20 protein-coding genes are annotated in these 21,535 nt (G+C 56.6%); 4 read left to right on the top strand and 16 right to left on the bottom strand.

Annotation, left to right across the window (positions count from 1 at the left end):
* Positions 1-8: 8 nt before the first annotated feature.
* Genes PW844_RS02340 through argH form a run of 3 tightly spaced genes read right to left on the bottom strand, consistent with a single transcriptional unit; the run spans position 9 to position 3,095 of the window.
* Positions 9-773: an amino acid ABC transporter ATP-binding protein gene (locus PW844_RS02340; protein WP_013508406.1), complete on the bottom strand. Its 765-nt coding sequence runs from the start codon at positions 771-773 to the stop codon at positions 9-11.
* An 11-nt stretch (positions 774-784) separates the two neighbouring features.
* Positions 785-1,657, bottom strand: a complete 873-nt coding sequence (locus tag PW844_RS02345; RefSeq protein ID WP_299446615.1) for an amino acid ABC transporter permease — start codon at positions 1,655-1,657, stop codon at positions 785-787.
* Positions 1,658-1,667: 10 nt separating this feature from the next.
* A complete protein-coding gene (argH, locus tag PW844_RS02350; RefSeq protein ID WP_299446618.1) occupies positions 1,668-3,095 on the bottom strand; it encodes an argininosuccinate lyase in 1,428 nt (475 codons plus the stop codon).
* 146 nt (positions 3,096-3,241) lie between these two features.
* On the opposite strand from argH, the gene PW844_RS02355 reads away from it, so the two are divergent.
* The gene (locus tag PW844_RS02355; protein WP_299446621.1) at positions 3,242-4,213 is read left to right on the top strand and encodes a LysR family transcriptional regulator; all 972 of its coding nucleotides are present in this window, start codon (positions 3,242-3,244) and stop codon (positions 4,211-4,213) included.
* A gap of 51 nt (positions 4,214-4,264) precedes the next feature.
* On the opposite strand, the gene PW844_RS02360 is transcribed toward PW844_RS02355, so the two are convergent.
* Genes PW844_RS02360 through PW844_RS02370 form a run of 3 tightly spaced genes read right to left on the bottom strand, consistent with a single transcriptional unit; the run spans position 4,265 to position 5,807 of the window.
* Complete coding sequence (locus PW844_RS02360; RefSeq protein WP_299446624.1) at positions 4,265-4,723, bottom strand: GNAT family N-acetyltransferase; 459 nt, start codon at positions 4,721-4,723, stop codon at positions 4,265-4,267.
* Entirely contained in the window at positions 4,720-5,247 is a 528-nt protein-coding gene (locus PW844_RS02365; RefSeq protein ID WP_299446627.1) for a GNAT family N-acetyltransferase, read from the bottom strand. The genes PW844_RS02360 and PW844_RS02365 overlap by 4 nt, the downstream gene beginning before the upstream one ends.
* Positions 5,244-5,807, bottom strand: a complete 564-nt coding sequence (locus tag PW844_RS02370) for an XRE family transcriptional regulator (protein WP_299446630.1) — start codon at positions 5,805-5,807, stop codon at positions 5,244-5,246. The genes PW844_RS02365 and PW844_RS02370 overlap by 4 nt, the downstream gene beginning before the upstream one ends.
* Positions 5,808-5,957: 150 nt before the next feature.
* Between PW844_RS02370 and PW844_RS02375 the strand changes: the two genes are divergently transcribed.
* On the top strand, positions 5,958-6,695 hold the full coding sequence (locus tag PW844_RS02375) for a MerR family transcriptional regulator (RefSeq protein WP_299446633.1): 738 nt from the start codon (positions 5,958-5,960) through the stop codon (positions 6,693-6,695).
* Between the two features lie 166 nt (positions 6,696-6,861).
* Here the strand turns inward: PW844_RS02375 and PW844_RS02380 are convergent, their stop codons facing one another.
* The 8 genes from PW844_RS02380 to PW844_RS02415 form a co-directional block, all read right to left on the bottom strand.
* Positions 6,862-7,593 carry an ABC transporter permease gene (locus PW844_RS02380; protein WP_299446636.1) on the bottom strand — a complete coding sequence of 244 codons (732 nt, stop codon included), beginning with the start codon at positions 7,591-7,593 and terminating at the stop codon, positions 6,862-6,864.
* Positions 7,593-8,528: an ABC transporter ATP-binding protein gene (locus PW844_RS02385; protein WP_299446639.1), complete on the bottom strand. Its 936-nt coding sequence runs from the start codon at positions 8,526-8,528 to the stop codon at positions 7,593-7,595. The genes PW844_RS02380 and PW844_RS02385 overlap by 1 nt, the downstream gene beginning before the upstream one ends.
* Complete coding sequence (locus tag PW844_RS02390) at positions 8,521-9,687, bottom strand: ABC transporter permease (protein ID WP_299446642.1); 1,167 nt, start codon at positions 9,685-9,687, stop codon at positions 8,521-8,523. The genes PW844_RS02385 and PW844_RS02390 overlap by 8 nt, the downstream gene beginning before the upstream one ends.
* 3 nt (positions 9,688-9,690) lie before the next feature.
* Complete coding sequence (locus PW844_RS02395) at positions 9,691-10,599, bottom strand: ABC transporter substrate-binding protein (RefSeq protein ID WP_299446645.1); 909 nt, start codon at positions 10,597-10,599, stop codon at positions 9,691-9,693.
* 268 nt (positions 10,600-10,867) lie between these two features.
* Positions 10,868-11,401 (bottom strand): isopentenyl-diphosphate Delta-isomerase, encoded by a 534-nt coding sequence (gene idi / locus PW844_RS02400; RefSeq protein WP_299446648.1) that lies wholly within the window; start codon positions 11,399-11,401, stop codon positions 10,868-10,870.
* A gap of 185 nt (positions 11,402-11,586) precedes the next feature.
* Positions 11,587-13,482, bottom strand: a complete 1,896-nt coding sequence (locus PW844_RS02405) for a methyl-accepting chemotaxis protein (RefSeq protein ID WP_299446651.1) — start codon at positions 13,480-13,482, stop codon at positions 11,587-11,589.
* 170 nt (positions 13,483-13,652) lie between these two features.
* Positions 13,653-14,534, bottom strand: coding sequence for an Rpn family recombination-promoting nuclease/putative transposase (locus tag PW844_RS02410; protein WP_299446654.1), 882 nt, complete (start codon positions 14,532-14,534; stop codon positions 13,653-13,655).
* 200 nt (positions 14,535-14,734) lie between these two features.
* Complete coding sequence (locus tag PW844_RS02415) at positions 14,735-15,853, bottom strand: suppressor of fused domain protein (protein WP_299446657.1); 1,119 nt, start codon at positions 15,851-15,853, stop codon at positions 14,735-14,737.
* A 225-nt stretch (positions 15,854-16,078) separates the two neighbouring features.
* Between PW844_RS02415 and PW844_RS02420 the strand changes: the two genes are divergently transcribed.
* Positions 16,079-16,372, top strand: a complete 294-nt coding sequence (locus PW844_RS02420; protein ID WP_299446660.1) for a hypothetical protein — start codon at positions 16,079-16,081, stop codon at positions 16,370-16,372.
* 4 nt (positions 16,373-16,376) lie between these two features.
* Here the strand turns inward: PW844_RS02420 and PW844_RS02425 are convergent, their stop codons facing one another.
* Entirely contained in the window at positions 16,377-17,240 is an 864-nt protein-coding gene (locus PW844_RS02425; RefSeq protein WP_299446664.1) for an oxygenase MpaB family protein, read from the bottom strand.
* Between the two features lie 116 nt (positions 17,241-17,356).
* Positions 17,357-19,654, bottom strand: a complete 2,298-nt coding sequence (gene bglX, locus PW844_RS02430; protein ID WP_299446667.1) for a beta-glucosidase BglX — start codon at positions 19,652-19,654, stop codon at positions 17,357-17,359.
* Positions 19,655-19,811: 157 nt separating this feature from the next.
* Here bglX and dld point away from each other — a divergent pair, with 157 nt between their 5' ends.
* Positions 19,812-21,515 carry a D-lactate dehydrogenase gene (dld, locus tag PW844_RS02435; RefSeq protein WP_299446670.1) on the top strand — a complete coding sequence of 568 codons (1,704 nt, stop codon included), beginning with the start codon at positions 19,812-19,814 and terminating at the stop codon, positions 21,513-21,515.
* Positions 21,516-21,535: the final 20 nt, after the last annotated feature.

Raw genomic sequence — 21,535 nt, forward strand, 5'->3', positions numbered from 1 at the left:
CCCGGTAGTTAAAGAAGAATCGCGTTGATAAAGTTTTTCATCCGTGGGTTTTGCGGGTTCAGCAGAATGTCTTCTGGCGCGCCCTGCTCGATAATGCGTCCCTCATCCATAAACACCACCTGGTTCGCCACCTCACGGGCAAAGCCCATCTCATGAGTGACCACCAGCATGGTGGTGCCTTCTTTTGCCAGTTGACGCATCACCGCCAGCACTTCACCGACCATTTCCGGGTCGAGCGCCGAGGTGGGCTCATCAAACAGCATTAATTTCGGTTTCATCGCCAGCGCACGGGCAATCGCCACGCGCTGCTGCTGACCACCGGATAACGACTGCGGGTAGTCATGGGCCTTGTGTGCCAGACCAACCCGATCCAGCAGCGCCATGGCTTCTTCGCTGGCTTCACGCTTCGGACGCAGCAGCACCCGGCATGGCCCTTCGATAATGTTTTCCAACGCGGTTTTATGCGGGAACAGGTTGAAGCGCTGGAACACCATGCCGGTTTGCAGGCGCTGACGGGCAATCTGCTTGTCGCTCAGCGGATAGAGTTTGTTGCCATTAATGCGGTACCCCGCCAGTTCGTTATCGACCCAGATACCGCCCTGATCGACCTTCTCCAGCTGGTTAATACAGCGCAAAAAGGTGCTTTTACCGGAGCCGGATGGGCCGAGGATGCACATCACCTCGCCGTAATTCACTTCGAGGCTGACATCCTTCAGCGCGTGGAACTGGTCGAAATATTTGTTCACCTTGACGGCGCGCACGATGTTTCTCATCTCGGACTCTCTTAGTGATGACGGCGGTGGCCGCGTGAGAAGTAGCGTTCCAGCTGGCTCTGGCCGAACGACAGCACCGTCACCACGATCAGGTACCAGATACCCGCCACGAACAGCAGTTCCATGACGCGCGCATTGGCGAAGTAGATGTTCTGGGTGTTGTAGAGCAGTTCGGAGTACTGAATCATGCTCGCCAGACTGGTGGTTTTGATCATGCTGATAAATTCATTGCCGACCGGCGGCAGGATGACGCGCATCGCCTGCGGCAGGATGATGCGTTGCAGCGCCTGCAAGCGCGGCATGCCGATGGCTTTCGCCGCTTCGTACTGGCCGGTGTCCACCGACAGCAATCCGGCGCGCACCACTTCAGAGGTGTAAGCCCCCTGATTGATACTCAGACCCAGTAATGCCGCGAGGAACGGTGTCATAACCGTGACGGTCTGCACGCTAAACACACCCGGTATGCTGATGGTGGGAAAGACCAGCGCGAGGTTAAACCACAGCAGCAGTTGCAGAATCAGCGGCGTGCCACGAAAGATCCAGGCGTAACCGACCGCGATGTAATGCAGCACCGGGTTGGGCGACATATACATGATGGCAGTGATCACCCCAAACAGGATGCCAAAGCCCATCGCCAGCACGGACATGATCAGAGTGTTTACCACCCCGTCGAGAATCGCTTTGGCGGTAAAGAACTGGCCAACGAACGACCATTCAATATTGCCGTGGGCGAACGCATTCACCAGCAACGCCAGCAGGATCAGGATCACCGCCGAAGCGGTGATACGGCCGTAATAACGACGCGGCACCACCTGGTAGCGATCCAGATCGTAATGTGGCTGGCTACTGCTGTTGTTAAGTACAGTCGGTGTCGATTGCGACATAAGCGTCTCCTCAGGCACGCGGGCCAGCATAATCATCAGCCCACTGCTGCTGGGCCTGCATCAGGGTTTGCAGACGCGCCAGTTGCTCGCGCACGCGTTCTGGGGCCGTACCGCCGTAACCGTTACGCACCGCCAGCGCCGACTCCAGCGTTAACGCGCCGCGTACTTCGGCGGTGAGACGACTATCCACCGCCTGAAGTTGTGCGTCGCTGAGGTCCGACAGACCACAACCTTCATGCTCACACAGCTGCACCAGCTGGCCGGTGATTTCGTGGGCTTCACGGAACGGTACGCCGCGCATCGCCAGCCAGTCGGCCACTTCAGTTGCCAGCGTAAAGCCATCCGGTGCCTGCTCGCGCATCACGTCGGTATTGAATTTCAGTGTTGCCATCATGCCCGCCATCGCTGGCAGCACCAGCAGCAGGGTATCAACCGCATCAATCACGTTGCGTTTGTCATCGCTCAGATCACGGTTGTAGGAAAGCGGCATGGCTTTCATGGTGGTAAGCAGCGCCATCAGGTTACCGACCAGACGACCGGAACGACCACGCGTCAGCTCGGCAATATCCGGGTTCTTTTTCTGCGGCATGATCGAGCTGCCGGTGGCGTAGCTGTCGTGCAGCTCCACCCAGCGGAACTGGCGCGAGGCCCACATGCATACTTCTTCGCACAGGCGCGACAGGTTGATGCCAATCATGCTGGTGACAAACAGGAATTCCGCGGCGTAGTCACGGCTGGCAACGGCATCAATCGAGTTCTCGCACGGTGCGAGGTAGGCCAGATCCACCGCCGCCAGTTCCGGCTGGCGCGCAATCGCCGAACCGGCCATTGCGGCTGCGCCAAGCGGGCAGCGTGCGCTGCGACGATCCCAGTCCTGCATACGTTCGATATCGCGGGCGAAGGATTGCGCATGGGCCAGCAACTGATGACCAAACACAATTGGCTGCGCCTGTTGCAGATGGGTAAAGCCCGGTGCCACACTTTCGGTGTGCTGCGCTGCCTGCTCAACCAGCGCCTGTTGCAAACCCAGCAGCGCGGTCACCACCTTACGTCCGTTGTCGCGCAGATAGAGGCGCAAATCGTTGACGGTCTGATCGTTACGTGAACGACCGGCACGCAGCTTGCCACCCAGCGGCCCCAGGCGCTCCGTCAGCGCACGTTCGATAAAGGTATGCACATCTTCGTCAGCGGCGATGGGATGCAGCTGGCCGGCGCGGAAGTCAGCATCCAGTTGATCAATCGCGGCCAGCATGGTGCTCAGTTCTGCGTCGCTCAGCAGGTCACCACGCATCAGTTCGCGAGCATGGGCGCGACAGCCCGCTAAATCGTAAGGAGCCAGGGCAAAGTAGTAATCCGGGCTACGAGACAGCGCAGTTAAACTGGCGGCAGGAGCCGCTTTAAAACGCGCACCCCATAACAGTTCGGCTTTATCAGACATGCAATTTCCCCTTACAGATAATCAATAGCGAGATGAATGGCGTGCCAGCGATAATAAAAACTTATTTTATTTCCGTACTGGTAAACGTGGCACATTTCAGGTTCACTACACTTTCACCGCAATAATTCCGGAGTTGAATAGCAAAGATGGAAAGTAAAGTTTCCCAGTCTGGAAACAATGCAATCAATCGCAGCGATAATGCGGTGCTGGCATTAAGTAATATCGATTTAAAATTGTTGCGTGTATTTAAATGCGTGGTGGAAGCCGGTGGATTAACCGCGGCCAGCCATGAGCTGAATATTGGTCTGGCGGCGATCAGTAAGCAGGTTTCCGATTTGGAAATTCGTCTGGGTATGACACTGTGCAGCCGCGGGCGAGAAGGCTTTGAACTGACGCAGTACGGCATCAATGTCTATCAGGCGACGCTGGAGCTGTTTGTCTCCCTCAATCTGTTCCGTGAACGCCTGCACAACAGCCGCAACGAGCTGCTGGGCGACATCGCCATTTGCGTGGTGGATAACACCATTTCCGATCCACAATCGCCGGTCACCAGCGCGGTGCAGCAGTTGCACCAGAATGCACCAAAGGTGCAAATCCGGCTGCAAACGGCGCAATTAGATGATATTGAACGCGGTATTAGCGAAGGACGATTTCATTGCGGCATCGCGCCAGTTTATGAAATGAAAAGTGATTTCGATTACTTCCCGTTATATAAAGAATATTCGAAATTATATTGTTCCGCGAGTCACCCGCTTTATTCCGGCAGTCGTGATCATAAAATACCAGTGGAATTATTACGTGAACAAAAAGTCATAAATCATTTATATGTCACACCACGTGATGCACGCCGCCTGATTCCATTACACGACAGCGGGGTACAGGCCGTTCAGGTTGAATCCGTTGCCATGCTGATTCTGACCGGACACTTTATTGGTTATTTACCTGAACACTACGCGGCTGCGTTTATTGCGCGCGGTCAGCTGTGTGAATTGGGTGATGAATCGATACGCATGGAAAATCCGTTCTGCCTGATGATGAAGAAAGGCCGCAAAATAAACCCGATTATCCGGCTGTTTATGCAGGCACTGGCGATCCCGGAGACGGAAGCGACGCACTGAAATGGTGCAAAAGCGCGCGATAAATCGCGCCGCCAGGGTATGAGCAGCCCTTTATGACCCCGTAAAAACCTTGCCGAGACACTGCGCCATCTCGTTGCCGACATAATGTCCGAAAGGGGCAATCGGCTGATAACCCTGACGGGCATAAAACGCCAGCGCACGCTGATTCACTTTGCGCGTTTCCAGCCACATCGCCTGATAACCCTGCGCCCGCGCCTGCTGTTCCAGAAACTGCAAAACCGCTACACCGATGCCCTGCCCGCCACTTAACGCATACATCCGCTTCAGTTCGGCGATACCCGGTTGCAGCGGACGAAACGCGCCACAACCCACCGGCCTGCGCTGAGCATCGCGCGCAATGGCAAAGCAACTGCCGGGTTGCTGCATCGCGTCCGGGTCAAAACTGGCGCGCCCGCTGCTGCCAGTGAGCTGCGCCAGCGTAGTGGATAAGCGATCCAGCAGCCAGTCGGCATCCGGCTGTTGAATCGACTCCTGCGCCACCACAATCATGCGGGTGCCCGCAGCGTCTTAAACATCACGGTAGTGGCATCCAGTACGCCTTCCGTGGACTCGGCATAGTACGGAATGGAACCGGCAATCTGCCAGTCAAGCGACAGATAGAGGGCCGTCGCCACATCACCGCTACGCGTATCCAGCACCAGCAAGGTTTTCCCTTTATCTGCCGCCAGTTGTTCTGCCTGCTGCATCAGGCGTCGGGCAATCCCCTGACGACGAGCACGCGGATGCACCAGCAATTTGCTGATCTCGGCACGGTGACGACCATTGGGCATCGCGCTATAGCCCACCATCACCGTCGCCACGATCTCTCCGTGCAGACGCGCCACCAGCAGCTGATTATCGCCACTGGCAAGGCTGAAAATTTTGTCCTGCCAGAAACGCTCAATCACCGCCCGATCGCTGGCGTCGATAAAACCCACGCTGGCCCCATCTGCCACGCAGCCCTGCAAAACATCACACAACGCGCCAATTAAGGGTTGCGCCTGGCTGGCACTAAGCTGTTCGATCTCAATCATGGTTTGCACACCACCAGAATGTAACGTGCCCCGCCCTGCGGGTGCGCGGTAAAGGAAGATTTGCCGTTCAGATGGAAACGCAGGCAGTCACCGGCCTGTAAGGTCCAGCTTTGCGATTCCATGGTGATGGTCAGTTCACCGGATTGTAACCAGATATGCTGCTCCAGCCCCTGCACCGGCGGCGCGTCATAATCGATACGCGACCCCGGTTGCAGCACCGCTTCCACCATTTCTGCTCTAAAATGAGAAGCAGGTGGCGAAACGTTACGGCGCTGAAAGCCGCTCTGCTCATCCACCCATACCGGCTGCTGTTCGGCTGTCAGCAGCAGCAGCGCGTCCTCCTCGACCTCACTCAGTAAACGCGACATGGTGAGACCGTAGGCAACACAGAGCCGGTTAAGCAACGCTGCCGTTGGGCTGGTCTCCGCGCGCTCAATGCGCGACAATGTCGCCCGACTGATGCCGGTGGCCATCGCCAGTTCATCCAGCGACCAGCCGCGTTGCAGGCGTAATTCCGCCAGACGTGCGGCCAGACGGTCTTCGGTATCCGGTTCAGACATGATAACCTCTCATATGTGGATTTTATTTCTCATATGTGAGATAAAGCCTGAAAACATGACCCGCGTCAACTTGTACAATAAAAAATTCATTGTACAAGTTTGCAACCACAGTTATGGTGAGGTATCGCAGGTCAGTAGATTGAGGAAGATATGGCCTTATACAGTATCGGTGACGTTGCCGAACGCTGTGGAATCAATCCGGTAACACTTCGCGCATGGCAGCGACGTTACGGTCTGTTAAAGCCCCAGCGCACCGAAGGCGGTCACCGACAGTTTGATGATGAAGATGTTCAGCGCATTGAAGAGATCAAGCGCTGGATAGAAAGTGGTGTGCCCGTAGGTAAGGTGAAAGCCTTGCTGGAAGGGGAAAGCGTCAATGTGCATGATGGCTGGAACACGCTGCAGGAAGAACTGATGAGCGTGTTGCGCCATGTCAGACCTTCCAAGCTGCGGGCCAAAATCGCTACCATCGGGCGTGAACATCCGGTGGATGCGCTGATCGATCACGTCATTGTGCCGGTGCGCCAGCGTCTCGGGCTGGATCAGAATACCGCACGTACCATGTGCAGCCTGCTGGATGGCGCGTTAATTGACTACGTGACGTTTTGCCTGACCGGCTCACGTAAAAAAGCCGGGAAAGATGCGCTGATGATCGGCTGGGGCGTGGAAGATCGCACACGCATCTGGCTGGAAGCCTGGCGGCTGTCGCAGCTGGGATGGCGGATGGATGTGCTGGCAGAACCGTTGGAACTGCCGCGCCCGGAGTTGTTTCCCGGTCAGAATCTGTTTGTCTGGACAGGAAAAAAACTGACCCGCCGTCAGCATGAGCAACTGGAACACTGGCAGGCGCAGGGCTTTAATATCCACCTGCACGATCCGACGCAGTAAAAACGCACACATCGGCCTTTGCCTCAGCGGATGTGCGCGTTATCATGCCGCCCTCCATGACTTTTTTCAGGTTTCGACATGAACTGGCAAAAAATCTTCATCTCCACCCTGTTTGCCGTGATGGCGCTCGGTGGTATGGGCGGCCTGATGCTGGTTGGCTACAGCCTTATCCTTCACGCCAACTAAGCCAGCGCTGCAACCGCTCCAGCGCGCGATCGCACACCAGCGCCAGCAACGCCACCAGCACCGCCCCCTGAATGATGTAGGCGGTGTTGAATCCGCTCAGGCCGATTATCACCGGCGATCCCAGACTTTCCGCACCAACCGTTGACGCAATCGCCGCCGTACCGATGTTGATCATCACCGAAGTACGAATCCCGGCCATGATCACAGGCGCAGCCAGGGCCAGCTCAATTTGCCATAAACGCCGCCATGGCCCCATGCCAAGACCGGTGGCGATTTCGCGATTGCTGGCGGGTACGCTATCCAGCCCGGCGAGGGTACCCTGCAAAATCGGCAGCAAACCATACAGAAACAACGCGATCACCGCAGGCAGCGTGCCAAATCCCATCACCGGCACCGCGATAGCCAGTACCGCCACTGGCGGAAAAGTTTGACCGGCGGCGGCCAGTGTTTCCAGCAATGGGCGAAAGGGCCGTCCGCTCTGGCGCGTGGCAAACACCGCGCAACTCACCCCGACCACCATCGCCAGTACGCTGGCGCTGACCACCAGCCACAAATGCGCCAGCGCCAGTCGCCAGAAACTGTCCTGCTGATATAAAGGCCGCTCCAGCTGCGGAAACCAGGCGCTAAACAGCGGCGCGCTGTATGGCAATCCCCACAGCAGCAACAGAAATAGCGCCAGCAGCCAGCTCAGCGGATCTTTGAGCCAGCGCATCAGCCCGCCTCGCGCTGGTGCAGCAGATCGCTAAAATGCAGCACCCCAAGCGGTTGCTGATGCTGATCGACCACCGGCAGCTTGTCGGTACGTCGGGCAATGAACTGCGACAGCGCCTCGCGCAGCGTGAGCGCTGCGGCGATCGGCTCCGCCTCCAACCATTCCCCGCGCCGTACTGCGTTCCCGGCCCGCCCCAGTGCCAGCAAACGCACACCCAGTTCACTGTGACCAAAAAATTCGCGCGCAAAATCGCTGGCGGGCTGAGTCAGCAGTTCGATCGGTTTGCCCTGCTGCACAATCTCCCCGCCATCCATCAGCACCAGATGATCTGCCAGCGTCAGCGCCTCGTCGATATCGTGCGTCACCAGCACGATAGTGCGGCCGGACAGCCGATGGATGCGCAGCATCTCCTGTTGCAACGCCTGCCGGTTCACCGGGTCGAGCGCACCGAACGGCTCATCCATCAGCAATAATTCGGGATCGGCGGCCAGCGCACGTGCCACGCCGACACGCTGCTGCTGCCCGCCAGATAGCTGATGCGGATAGCGGGTGGACAGATGCGGGTCCAGATTCAGCAGCGCCAGCAGTTCCGCCACGCGCTCGCGAATGCGCGCCTGCGGCCAGCCCAGCAACGACGGCACGGTAGCGATGTTTTTCGCCACGCTCCAGTGCGGAAACAAGCCGATGGACTGAATGGCATAGCCGATGCGCCGCCGTAACGCGCGCGCATCCATGCGTTCAATCGCCTCACCGGCGAAGCGAATTTCACCGCTATCATGCTCTACCAGCCGGTTGATCATTTTTAGCGTGGTGGATTTACCGGAACCAGAGGTGCCAATCAGCACCGTAAAGCTTCCCTTTGCAATCTGCAGCGACAGGTTGCGCACCGCCGCTTTACCGTCGAAGATTTTATTTACCTGATGAAATTCAATCATGTTGCCTCTCCAGCAGTGCCGCCACTAAACGTAGCAGCGTATCGGCGATGACCGCCAGCGCAACGACCGGGATCACCCCCAGCAGCACCAAATCCAGGGCGCTACTCAGCAACCCCTGAAACAGAATGGCACCAAACCCCCCCGCGCCAATCAGCGCCGCAACCACCGCCAGCCCCAGCGTCTGTACCACCACCACCCGCAACCCGGACAGCCACACCGGCAGCGCCAGCGGCAGTTCCGCATGCCAGAACTGTTGCCAGCGGCTCATCCCCATACCGCGCGCCGTTTCCCGTACCTCTGGCGGCACCTGCTGCAAACCCGCCACCACGCTGCGCACCAGCGGCAGCAACGCGTACAGCACCAGCGCAATCAGCGCCGGTGCCATGCCAATACCGGCAATGCCCCAGCGCCCGAGAACCGGGAAATGGGCAGCCAGCCCGGCCAATGGCGCAATCAGCAGGCCAAACAACGCTACCGAGGGGATGGTTTGAATCAGGTTCAGCACGCTAAAAGCCGCCTGCTGCCCGCGTGTGCGTCGGGCAATGAGGATGCCGAGCGGCAGGCCAATCAGCAGCGTTGGCAGCAGCGTGCCACCGAGCAAGGCCAGATGCTGGCTGAAAGCCGCGTCAAAGGTCGCGCTACGGTTGGCATACTCTTTTAACAGGGAAAGTTGATTGAGATGGCCGCTCAGCAACAGGCCAAGTGGTAACAACCACATTTGCAGATTGAGCAGGATGCGCCATGTGGTTTGCGGGCTGAGCTGACGAATCGCCTCTGCCGCCAGCAGCAGTGCCAGTGCCGCCACGCTCCAGAAACCGCTACCAAAAGCGGTGCGCGCCAGCCGGCTGCCACTCTGCGCCAGGATCGTCGCATGATGTCCACCCAGCCAGATCAGCAACGTAAACAGGCATTCGGCACTCACCAGCAGCAGCAATGCGGTGCGGCGGCCGGGCTGGCACCACAACAACAGCCAGAGTGCCAGCAAAGGAAGCAGCAGCCCTCCCCCCAATGGAATCTGCCACAGCAACAGCGGCTGGCCTGACACCAGCCGATTGGCGGCATAACTGAGCAGCGGCAGCGTGGCAAACGTCAGGCTTAGCAGCACCACCAGCAGCAGAATCACCGGTTGCTGGCGTGGCCTTTGCGTGATCAATGCCACGCGTTACAGCAACTTATTCTGCTGTAGCCACGTTTTAGCCACCTGACTGGCATCCTGACCCTCCACCGCGATCTGCGCGTTAAGCTGTTGCAGCGTCTTTTCGTCGAGTTTGCTGAACACCGGCTGTAGCCAGCTGGCAATCTCAGGATATTGCTTCAGCACGACATCGCGGATCACCGGGGTGGGCGCGTAAATCGGCTGTACTCCTTTCGGATCGGTCAACGTTTGCAGCCCCAGCGCCGCGACCGGGCCATCAGTACCGTAAGCCATCGCCGCATTCACCCCGGAAGTTTGCTGCGCCGCCGCTTTGATGGTCACCGCCGTATCGCCGCCCGCCAGCGACAGTAGCTGTGACTGATCAAGTTTGAAATCATAGGCTTTTTCAAACGCCGGTAACGCATCGCTGCGCTCAATAAATTCTGCCGAAGCCGCCAGTTTGAAGGTGCCACCTTTTTTCAGATACTGGCTCAAATCCGCCAGCGAGGTGAGTTTGTTTTTCTCAGCGACATCGCTGCGTACCGCGATGGTCCAGGTGTTGTTGGCGGGTGCAGGGGTCAGCCAGACCAGATGATTTTTCTCCGCATCCAGGGTTTTGACCTTCTCATAACCCTGCTGCGCATTCTTCCACGCCGGATCTTTCTCATCATTAAAGAAAAATGCCCCGTTACCGGTGTATTCAGGATAGATATCCAGCGCTCCGGCGGTAATGGCACCGCGTACCACCTGGGTGGTGCCAAGCTGAATTTTGTTAACCGTGGGCACCCCGTGCTTGTTCAGCACCTGTAAAATAATATTGCCGAGCAGCGAACCTTCCGTATCAATCTTTGAACCCACCCGCACCGGATCCGCCGCCTGCGCTGCGCCAACACTCATTGCCAATGCTATCAGTCCCAGTAAACCCTGCTTAATCATGCCGTTCACCCTCGGTATTGTTATCGTATGTTGAGTTACAAGCGTAGCCTGGCGAACCGGGATGGGCGCGGTCAAGTGCGCCAGGGGCTTTCACTTCGCTCAATTTCTGCTAGCCATTTCAAATCAGTTATAATCAATTCGCAGTTCATATAACCAAATGGAATTTTTCAGCAGCGAACTGAGGATGTTCGGCATCAAAGATGTTGCACGCGAGTTAAGCTCATGCTCACCAGCACCGGAATGGTGGTGGTAGCGCATTTAGAGGTGATTAGGCCGTGATCTGAAAAGCGTTCAGCGTGGCGGGAATACGCGCGAAGGTGTAGAGAAACCATGGAGTGAACTGAGCCGGTTGCTGGGCGATTTCCTGCTGGATTTGCGCCACGGAACGGTAGCACCAGGCGTCGGCTTCTTCCGGGTTTAGCTCGGGCTGCTCATCGCTGATAGCAAAAAACACGTGACCATATTCATGTTCTGTCAGGCCATTGCTGAGTGGCAGGTTGTAGCTCAGTTCAAATACCGGGGTCAGCGTCAGCGTCAGCCCCATCTCTTCGCGCAAGCGGCGTTCCGCGGCAGCGCGCGTCGATTCCTGTGGATAGGGATGACCGCAACAGGTGTTGCTCCACAATCCACCGCAGTGATATTTACCACTGGCACGTCGTTGCAGTAGCAGTTCATGCCGCGAGTTAAATACGTAAACCGTTACCGCACGATGCAGTAATCCTTTTTCATGAACTTCCAGCTTTTCCATCTTGCCGGTGGGACGATCGAGGTGGTCAACGAGAATAACTTCTATAGCGGACATGACAACTCCTTCAGAAAAATCTCAACCATTGTACACAATCACCACGCAGCGAGCGGCAAAAATTGCGTACATTCCGTGCGTTTCCGTAACGGAACGTTAATCTTAGCAGCCAGCATAAAAAATGGGGAATTTCTGCTTCGAAAGGAGAATCGGCAGCCCGGAATGAGCTGCCGTGCCAGGTAAGGTTAGAGTTTAAAGCTATGCACCACCTGCTCCAGTTGCACGCTCTGTTCTTCCATCGCACGCGCCGCAGCGGAAACCTGTTCAACCAACGCGGCATTTTGCTGGGTGCTGCCATCAAGCTGGGTAATAGCGACGTTAACCTGATCGATGCCCAGGCTTTGCTCGCGGCTGGCAGACATGATTTCAGCCATCAGGGTGGTCACGCTGCTGACGCCCTGCATCAGTTCATCCATGGTCTGCCCGGCCTGTTCCACCAGCTGGCTGCCGGTATCGATATTGGCGACTGATTCCTCAATTAGCTTTTTAATCTCACGCGCCGAGTTCGCCGAGCGTTGCGCCAGATTGCGCACTTCCGATGCCACCACGGCGAAACCACGTCCCTGCTCTCCAGCGCGCGCAGCCTCCACCGCAGCGTTCAGCGCAAGGATATTGGTCTGGAAAGCGATGCTGTCAATGACGCTAATGATATCCACCACTTTGCGCGAGGAGTGGTGAATCTCGCCCATGGTACTTACCACCTGACGCACCACGTCGGTACCGCGTGCCGCCACCTGCGAGGCCCCATCAGCCAGCTGATTGGCATGGGTGGCATTATCGGCGTTCTGACGTACCGTACCGGTTAACTCTTCCATCGAGGCAGCCGTTTCAACTATCGAGCTAGCCTGCGATTCGGTACGCGCGGAGAGATCCGCATTGCCACTGGCAATCTCGCGCGAAGCCGCGGTGATGGCCAGCGCACTGTCGCCCACCTGGCGCATCAGTCCCTGCAAATAGGCGATAAACTGGTTGAAACTCTGCGCTACCGCGTTGAATTCCGGGCTGTTGCTGGCCGGCAAACGCTGGGTCAGATCGGCCCCCCCGGTTGATAACGCTTCGATATTGCGGTTCAGCAGGCTGAGGCGCTTCATCATGGCGCGCACAAAACCGAGCAGCACCAGCAGCAGGATCACCGCCAGCGGGATTTGCACCAGACCAAGGCGCGTCAACATGCTATGGGTTTGAGCATCCAGCAGGCTCGACGGAACATCACTGGCCAGATACCAGGGGCTGCCAGGAATCGCTTGCAGGAACAGGGTATGTTCTCCGTCATCACCTTTGTAGCTGGCCTGGGTCGGCTGCGCCCCCGCTTGCGCCAGTAAGGTTTTCAGGGTCGCTGCCAGCGGCAGTTGAGTGTCTGCCAGATTTTCCAGTTTTGGCGTCCCCTCTACCAGCGCGGCATTACCCACTACTTTGCCATCAGCCTCGACGATCAGCACGCGCCCCTGGATTGCTTCGCCCATTTGCTTCGCCAGCTGGTTGAAAAAGCCGAGAGTGACGTCAATGGTTGCGACGCCCCAGGCCGTGCCATTGCGATAAATCGCCATCGCACAGTTGGTACGCGGCTGCGGGCTGGCTGCATCCTGGTAGGCTTTCGCCCAGGCGCACTGCCCTTTGGCCGCAGCCATGCCATCTTTGTACCACGGCTGCTCCCAGTATTTATCGGCAGCATCGGAGTTCCAGTAGGTATTCACCTGCAGCTGATTACTGGCGTTGCGCGCAAAGAACGAGCTGTCTTTTTCTTTGGCGGGATCGCGGCGATTGGGTAACGGCCAGATGCCGCCGCCAAACACGTTGCTATCCTGATATTGGTTCACCAGCGCGGGCAGCAGCGTATCAATGCTGGCGCTGTCCATCACTCCGGCTGCTTCGGTAATGGCGCGTTGCTGCGCCTGTACGCGGTTCATCTGCTCAACGATGCGTCCGGCCAGGCCGTCCACTTCGTAACGTACCAGTCGGCTCTCATTGTGCGTGAGTTGCGGCGCAATAAACTGGTTGATCACCATCACGGTGACCAGCATCAGGACAACGAAAAACGCGATGAGGGTCGCGGTGAAACGTGATTGTGTGGTTTTTAACATTGGAGTGCCCTTACCCTGGAGTGGCGAGATGCCTGATCCGGGTTAACGGCTTGTTAAGAAGGAACTTGAGGTGCGCGCGATCACAAAGCAATAAAATAGTTGATGCGGGTAATGATCCAGCGGCGCGACGTCTCACGCCGTCAAAGAGGAAGGGGCAAAACTTGTGGTATTCAGGCATTCAGCTGCTGAACGTCACTCTCGCTCAGGCCAGTGAATTTCATGATGGTTGCAACGTCTATTTTGTCCAAAAGCATGCGCTGAGCCACCTGCAATTTACCCTCCAGGAGTCCTTCCTGACGCCCTTCCTGACGCCATTGCTGTTCAACAGTCATAATCTGTTCCTTTAACTGAGGTTTGGTTTGTATCAATGTCGCAACGAGCTTTTCCCGATCATCGGTGTCTCCATGCCGTAGAATATAGTAGATCACGTCGATAGAGAGATCATCATCGTAATCTACCGACAATAGCGTGGCTATCGGGTCAATGTTTTCCAGTATGTCGCGCAGACGAATGATCTTATGTGCCATCTCCAGCCGCGCCACGGCGCGGTGCGCCATGATCTCCTCATCCGGAATTACCGTGACATCAATCAATGGGAAGGGATGGCAGTAAATCTGCTCAGCCAGTTCCTGGTTGCGGAATGAAGCCAGCCAGTTCATAGAGTAAGGATAGGGACTGGTTTTTCCCTGATAGAACAGCATTGGCACCACAATCGGTAATTCGTTATGGCCTTCATCAAGATGGCGCTGCATGGCAGCAATAGCGTAGCGCATCATGCGTAAGGTCATATGTTTATCAGGGGAACTTTGGTGCTCAATCAGCGTATAGATATACCCATCACCACAGTCAGTTTTCATTGAAAGTAAAACATCGGAATAAAAAGCGCTGAGATCCCGTTCAATAAACGTGGTTGGTATCAGTTGCAACGTATCCAGGTCGCAGTGGCAGCGTATTGTTGACGGCAGGTGAATTTCCAGGAACTGCCTGGCAAGAGGGAGCTGACTCATAAATTTTTTGAACAGGGCATCGTGCGGTGTCACTGTGGCGCTCATGAAAACTACCGGCCAGGTTAATGGGAAAGCCCTGACGCTACCATAGAGGCTATATCACTGATATCTAAGGAATGAAATTATCAGGAGGATTTAAGATATTCAGAATAACGTGATAAAACCATCAGCTTTAAACCCTCTCCATCTGCTCTGGCTACGTAAGTTATCTGTGCCTGATGGGGGCTCTCGCCCCCAGACGGTAGCTACCTGACACGCGGGGAAGGTTCTACCACTTCCTGACGAGGGCGAAAAACGTGGTCATTCCCTTCAGCCAGCAGGCGTTGCACCAGCTGCTGGCCGCCGCGTTCGTCGGCTTGTGCGAACTGGCGCTCAGCCTCGGTAATCGGCGTGGACCACAGTAAATTCACCCGATCGCCTTCGCGCTTTGGCAGACGGAACTGCGCGGGTTCCGGGGCCAGTCCATTTGCCAGCAGGAAACTTTCAAACCCCACCGGGGCCACTTCCGACGCCAGCGTATGCCCTTCTCCCAGCCAGGTCAGGCGCGCCCACGGCAGATGGGCAAACTCCGCCAGCGCGCTAGCCATCTGCACCGCGTTGGCTTCGTCCATCACTTCGCCGTCCACCGCCATCGCCAGTTCGATCCGCCGATACTGCGGGGCCAGCTCATCAAACAGGTAATCCACCTGCGGCATCGGACGGATGCACATCCCCAGGGTGAGAAAATACCAGACGCCCTGATGCCAGTGCTGCGAAATCGCCATCGGCGGCCAGTTGCCCTGATCGATGGCGTAATACTTCACTGACTCGCCAAATTGCGCCTGATAGCACTGCATCAGCTCACGCTGCACCGCATCCCACTGATGGCCGTCGTGCCAGTCTCGCCAGAAATGACGCTGTTGTTCTGCGCGCGCGTAGTAATCATTGGTTGATGCGGAACCGAGCGGTGCCGTCAGGCGATTGGCTTTGATGCAACCTGCCGAGAAGCTGACCTGTTTGTCCTGATACAGACTCCAGCCGGGGATCACCGCCAGCAGCTGGCCGTAATACCACAGCGCCGCACCCTCATCGCCCGGCTCCCATATCACCTGTAAACCCGCCGGATCGAGCATCGGCTCGGCTTCCAGCGTGCGGCAATACTCAGCGCTGAGCAGCGGCGCGATACCCTGCTCCATCGCAGCACGATCTTCACTGGCTGGTGCGGGCAGCAGGTTGCGTAGCCAGCACCCGCGCACCGCATATTGGCTGCGGAACAGGTCACTCGGCCAGATGTAAAAATAGGCCGTGCGCGCGTCCTGCTCGACGATGGCCGTTAATGTGTGTTGCTGATTAGGCACCTCAGCAATCAGAGGTTGGTGTGTCATAACGCCTCAACAATGCCTGGAGGGATCCATTTCCCCCGAGAATAGAGCAGGATCGGCACTCGCGCCATGTGACACAAGGGTAAAACTCTCAAAGTGATGCCGGGAAAGGTTGAGGATTGTTGATGTTTCGCTACGGGCATCGCACTCAGACATCAAATTATTTCGCGATTCATTTACTGCTGCGCATGCTATTGTCGCCCCATTCGCATCAAAGGAGTCGCCGTTATGGTGCTGCAAAATCTGGATTTGAACCTGCGTGATGTGGTGATTTTCGCCCTGCTGGTATGGTTGTTTATCCGCTACACCTGGGTGATGTCAGCGCTGACGTTGATCGTTGGCGGCATTGCCTTGCTGGTGATCCTGCCTGCCGATCTTTACTACAGCCTGATACCGCTGGCGCTGATCGGCTTCGGGCTGGGCATGTTGATCCACCACTATCAGTTGCGGCAGTTAACCCTGCGCCGCGAAGCCAGAACGCCACGTACTTACACCAAAACCGGAGATGGGTTTCATCCGTGATGAATCAGCGGCCCATACGTTTCATGGCGCGCGCATAAGCTCCACGCTGGATGGACCAGCGCAACAACCCGGCAATCAGATGAATTTGTCCATCCACCAGCCGTTGCTGCACAGGAGTGATGGTTAGGCCTGCTTGCTGCTGCGCCCAGTCGGGCAGCAGACCCGTCCCCGCTTTCAGCATCACCTTCATCACCGGTTTCGCCTGCCAGCTGGGTGCTGGCGCGTTCATCAGCAGTTGCGTTACTTCACGTGTGCGTTCATCGCACACCAGCTGTGGACGCATCGCCTGCAAATAGTCTTCCACCGCCGCGACACTTTGCGGCACCTGCTCTGCCCCCAGAGATTCAGCAATCAGCGCCGCTTCCTGATAATAACGATCCTGCTCCGCCAGGCTGAGATGGGGATTTTTGTAGCGCAGGTGGGCAGCAAGGAAGCGGCTGGTTTCCGCCACGTGCACCCAGGTCAGCAACTGCGGGTCGCTGGCGGCATACGGATGTCCGGCATTATCAACGCCAGTCACGCGCAGATGAATCCGTTTGACGCGTTCAATCAGCGTATGGGCATCCTGCCGGTTACCAAAGGTGGTGACGGCGATAAACTGACTGGTGCGTCGTAGCCGCCCCATCATGTCTTCGCGGAAGTTGGAGTGATCCCATACACCGGCCAGCGCCGCCGGATGTAGCATCTGCAACAGTAAGGCACTGATGCCGCCGCACATCATGGATGCAAAATCACCGTGCACACGCCAGATAACGCTGTCTGGCCCGAACAGGCCCGGGTCGCCTGGTGGTTGCGAGATGTCGAATTCATTGAGCGAGAGGCCATTCAGGCGAAAGACTTGTTGTTCGATGCGGTTGCGGATGTTCATGTTTTTGTGGTTGTACAGTGGATAACCAGGTCAGCATGAATGCTGCCCCTACGAACGCATAAGCATAACATCGCAGGGGCGGCATTTATGTCAACCTGGTGCGGAACAACAGCTAATCAGAGATAATCGAAACTTGCGTCCTGGGTGCGCACCGAATCCAGCCCAATCATCACATTGAACTTACCTGGCTCTGCCACCTGCTGCATTTTTTGATTCCAGAACTTCAGCGCATCCACATCAATCTTAAAGCTCACCGTCTGCGATTCACCCGCCTTCAGCATGATGCGTTTAAAACCGCGTAGCTCCTCAACCGGGCGGCTGATGCTGGCAACCGGATCGTTAAGATACATCTGCACCACAGTGGCACCGTCGCGCTTGCCGGTGTTGGTTACCGTCACGCTGGCTTCTACCGATCCGTTACGCGGCATGGTTTTCGCGGACATTTTCACCGGCGAGACGCTAAAAGTGGTGTAGCTCTGACCATAGCCAAATGGATAAAGCGGCCCATTGATGGCATCGTAGTAATGCGAGGTATATTTGTTTGGCTTCTCGAAGTTATACGGGCGACCCGTCGGCAGATGGTTGTAATAAATCGGGATCTGCCCCACTGAACGGGGGAAGGAAACCGGCAGCTTACCGGATGGGTTGTAGTCGCCAAACAGCACATCGGAAATCGCGTTACCGCCTTCCGTGCCGCTAAACCAGGTTTCCAGCATCGCATCCGCCTGGCGATCTTCGTTCACCACATTAAGCGGACGGCCGTTCATCAGCACAATCACCAGCGGTTTGCCGGTGGCTTTCAGCGCCGCCAGCAATTTCTGCTGGCTTTCCGGTATCACCAGATCGCTCCGGCTGGAGGCTTCGTGCGCCATACCCTGCGCCTCACCAACCGCCGCTACCACCACATCGGCCTTCTTCGCGATAGCGACGGCTTCATCGATCATCTGCTGTGGACTACGTGGATCGACGGTCACCGCTTTTTCATACAAATTCAGGAAGTTCTGAATGCCTTTGTTATCGGTGATATTCGCCCCTTTGGTGTATAGCAGCGTGCCTTTGCCAGCCATCGCGTTGCGCATGCCCTGCAACAGGGTGATGGATTGACTGGCGACCCCGGCTGCGGACCAGCTGCCCATAATGTCACGCTGGCTATCGGCCAGCGGGCCGACCAGCGCCACCGTGGCATTGCGCTTCAGTGGCAGCGTCTCATGCCAGTTCTTCAGCAGGACGATACTCTTGCGCGCCACGTCACGCGCTTCAGCACGGTGTAACCGGCTTTCGGCGTTGGTATCCTGCGGATCGCTGCCTTTTGGCCCGAGATGGCTGTAGGGATCGTTAAACAGCCCCATATCGTATTTGACGTTCAGCACATGGCGCACCGCATCATCAATTTCCTCCATGCTCACGACACCGCGTTTCACCAGCCCCGGCAAATATTTGCTGTAATATTCATCGCTCATACTCATATCGATGCCGGATTTCAGCGCAATGCGCACCGCGTCCTGCGGATCGCTGGCTACACCATGTTTGATCAGCTCTTTGATCGCGCCATGATCGCTGATGGTGATGCCTTTGAATTTCCACTCGCCACGCAGCAGATCTTTTAACAGCCAGCTATCTGCCGTCGCCGGGGTACCGTTAATTGAGTTGAGCGCCACCATCACACCACCGCTGCCCGCATCCAGCGAGGCTTTATACGGCGGCATATAATCCTGGAACATGCGCTGCGGGCTCATATCCACGGTGTTGTAATCACGCCCCCCTTCCACTGCGCCATACAGGGCGAAATGTTTTACGCTGGTCATGATCGAGTAGCGATCCGCCGGGCTTTTGCCCTGCATCGCTTTCACCAGGGTGCTGCCCATTTGTGAGGTCAGAAAGGTGTCTTCACCAAAGCCTTCGGAGACGCGCCCCCAGCGCGGTTCACGACTGACATCCACCATCGGTGCCCAGGTCATGTTCAGACCATCATCGGCCGCTTCATAGGCAGAAACCCGTCCGACTTCCGCCACCGCATCCAGATCCCAGCTTGATGCCAGCCCCAGCGGAATCGGGAACACAGTGCGCTGACCGTGTACCACGTCATAAGCAAAGAATAAGGGAATTTTCAGGCGGCTGAGCTGCATCACCTGATCCTGCATGGCGCGAATATCCGGACGCGTCACGGTATTGAAAATCGCCCCGACCTGCCCGTGCTGAATCATGTCACGGATGGCTTCTTTTGGGTTATCCGGCCCCACGCTGATTAAACGCAGCTGACCAATTTTTTCATCCAGCGTCATCTTGCCGAGCAGTTGGTTAACGAAGGCGTCACGCGCCTGTTCCGTCATCGGATGGTTACCAAACATGTCGTCCGCCAGCGCGGGTTGAATGGCGAGGGATACAGCGAGGCTAATAGAGCAAATCCATTTCATCAGGTCAGGTTCTCTTAAGTGACTGCGCAATATAAAAATAGCCAAGGAAGTGTGCCATAAGATGAGGATAGCAGGTAGCCACCGATGTCACATCGCCACCGCTTCGCCCCAGGCGTGCTACAGTATTTTTCGCAACGTTAATGACAAGGATAAGCCAATGACCCTCTCTGATTCGAACCTGCTGGGTGAGCTGCGCCGCCTGGTCGGCTCTGCACAACTGCTGACCGACGCCGAACAAACGGCGCGCTACCGCAAAGGCTTTCGCTCTGGCGAGGGTGAAGCGCTGGCGGTGGTGTTCCCTGGTACACTGCTGGAGTTATGGCGGGTATTGCAGGCGCTGGTGGCGGCCGATGCCGTCATTCTGATGCAGGCCGCCAATACCGGGCTGACGGAAGGTTCGACGCCAAACGGTAACGATTATGAGCGTCCGGTGGTGATCATCAGCACGCTACGCCTGGACAAGCTGCAATTGATTGAAAGCGGCAAACAGATCCTGGCGTTCCCCGGCAGTACCCTGTATCAGCTGGAGAAAGCGCTTAAACCGCTGGGACGTGAGCCTCACTCGGTCATTGGTTCCTCCTGCATTGGCGCGTCGGTGATGGGAGGGATCTGCAACAATTCCGGTGGCTCCCTGATTAAACGCGGTCCGGCTTACAGCGAGATGGCGCTGTATGCGCAGATTGATGCCGAAGGAAAGCTGCATCTGGTGAATCATCTGGGTATCGAACTCGGTCATTCGCCGGAAGAGATGCTGGGACGCCTGGATGACGATCGCTGGCAGCAAAGTGATGTTATCTGGGACGATCGCCACGCATCGGATCATGAATATGCCGATCGCGTACGCGATATCCACGCCGATACCCCGGCACGTTTCAATGCCGATGCACGTCGCCTGTTTGAAGCCTCTGGCTGTGCCGGCAAGCTGGCGGTGTTTGCCGTGCGTCTCGATACCTTCACCAGCGAACCGAAACAGCAGGTGTTCTATATCGGCAGTAACGATCCCGCTGAACTGGGGGAAATTCGCCGTCATATCCTCGAGAATTTCCACAACTTACCGGTGGCCGGGGAATATATGCATCGCGATATTTTTGATATCGCCGAAGTGTATGGCAAAGATACCTTCCTGATGATCGACCGGCTTGGTACCGACAAGATGCCGCTGTTTTTCACCCTCAAGGGACGCCTTGATGCCTGGCTGGCGAAGCGTAACTGGATCAAGCCGCACTTTACCGATCGCCTGTTGCAGCGCCTGAGTACCCTCTTCCCAGCCCATCTGCCGAAACGTCTGAAACAGTATCGCGACAGGTATGAACATCATCTGATGCTGAAAATGTCCGGCGATGGCGTGGCCGAGGCGCAGGAATATCTGCACGACTTTTTCCGTGAAGGTGGCGGGGAGTTTTTTGCCTGCGATGCCAAAGAAGGCGCGCATGCGTTTCTGCATCGTTTTGCCGCCGCCGGTGCCGCCGTGCGGTATCACGCGGTCCATGCGGAGGAAGTGGAAGATATTCTGGCGCTGGATATTGCGCTGCGCCGTAATGACCACGACTGGTTTGAGCGTCTGCCACCGGAATTCGATAACGATCTGAGCCATCGTCTCTACTACGGTCACTTTTTCTGTCACGTATTCCACCAGGATTACATCGTGAAGAAAGGCGTGGATGCCCATGCGCTGAAGGAGAAAATGCTGGCGATTCTCAACCAGCGTGGCGCGGAATACCCGGCGGAGCATAACGTCGGGCATTTGTATGCCGCGAAGCCGCAGCTCCAGGCGTTCTATCGCCGCCTGGACCCCACCAACAGTTTTAATCCGGGGATTGGCAAAACCAGTAAGCAGAAAGGCTGGGCAGTGAAGGTGTAGAGAGACAAGCGGTGGCCATA

The organism is Pantoea sp., assembly GCF_028283705.1.
Classification (GTDB): Bacteria; Pseudomonadota; Gammaproteobacteria; order Enterobacterales; family Enterobacteriaceae; genus Pantoea.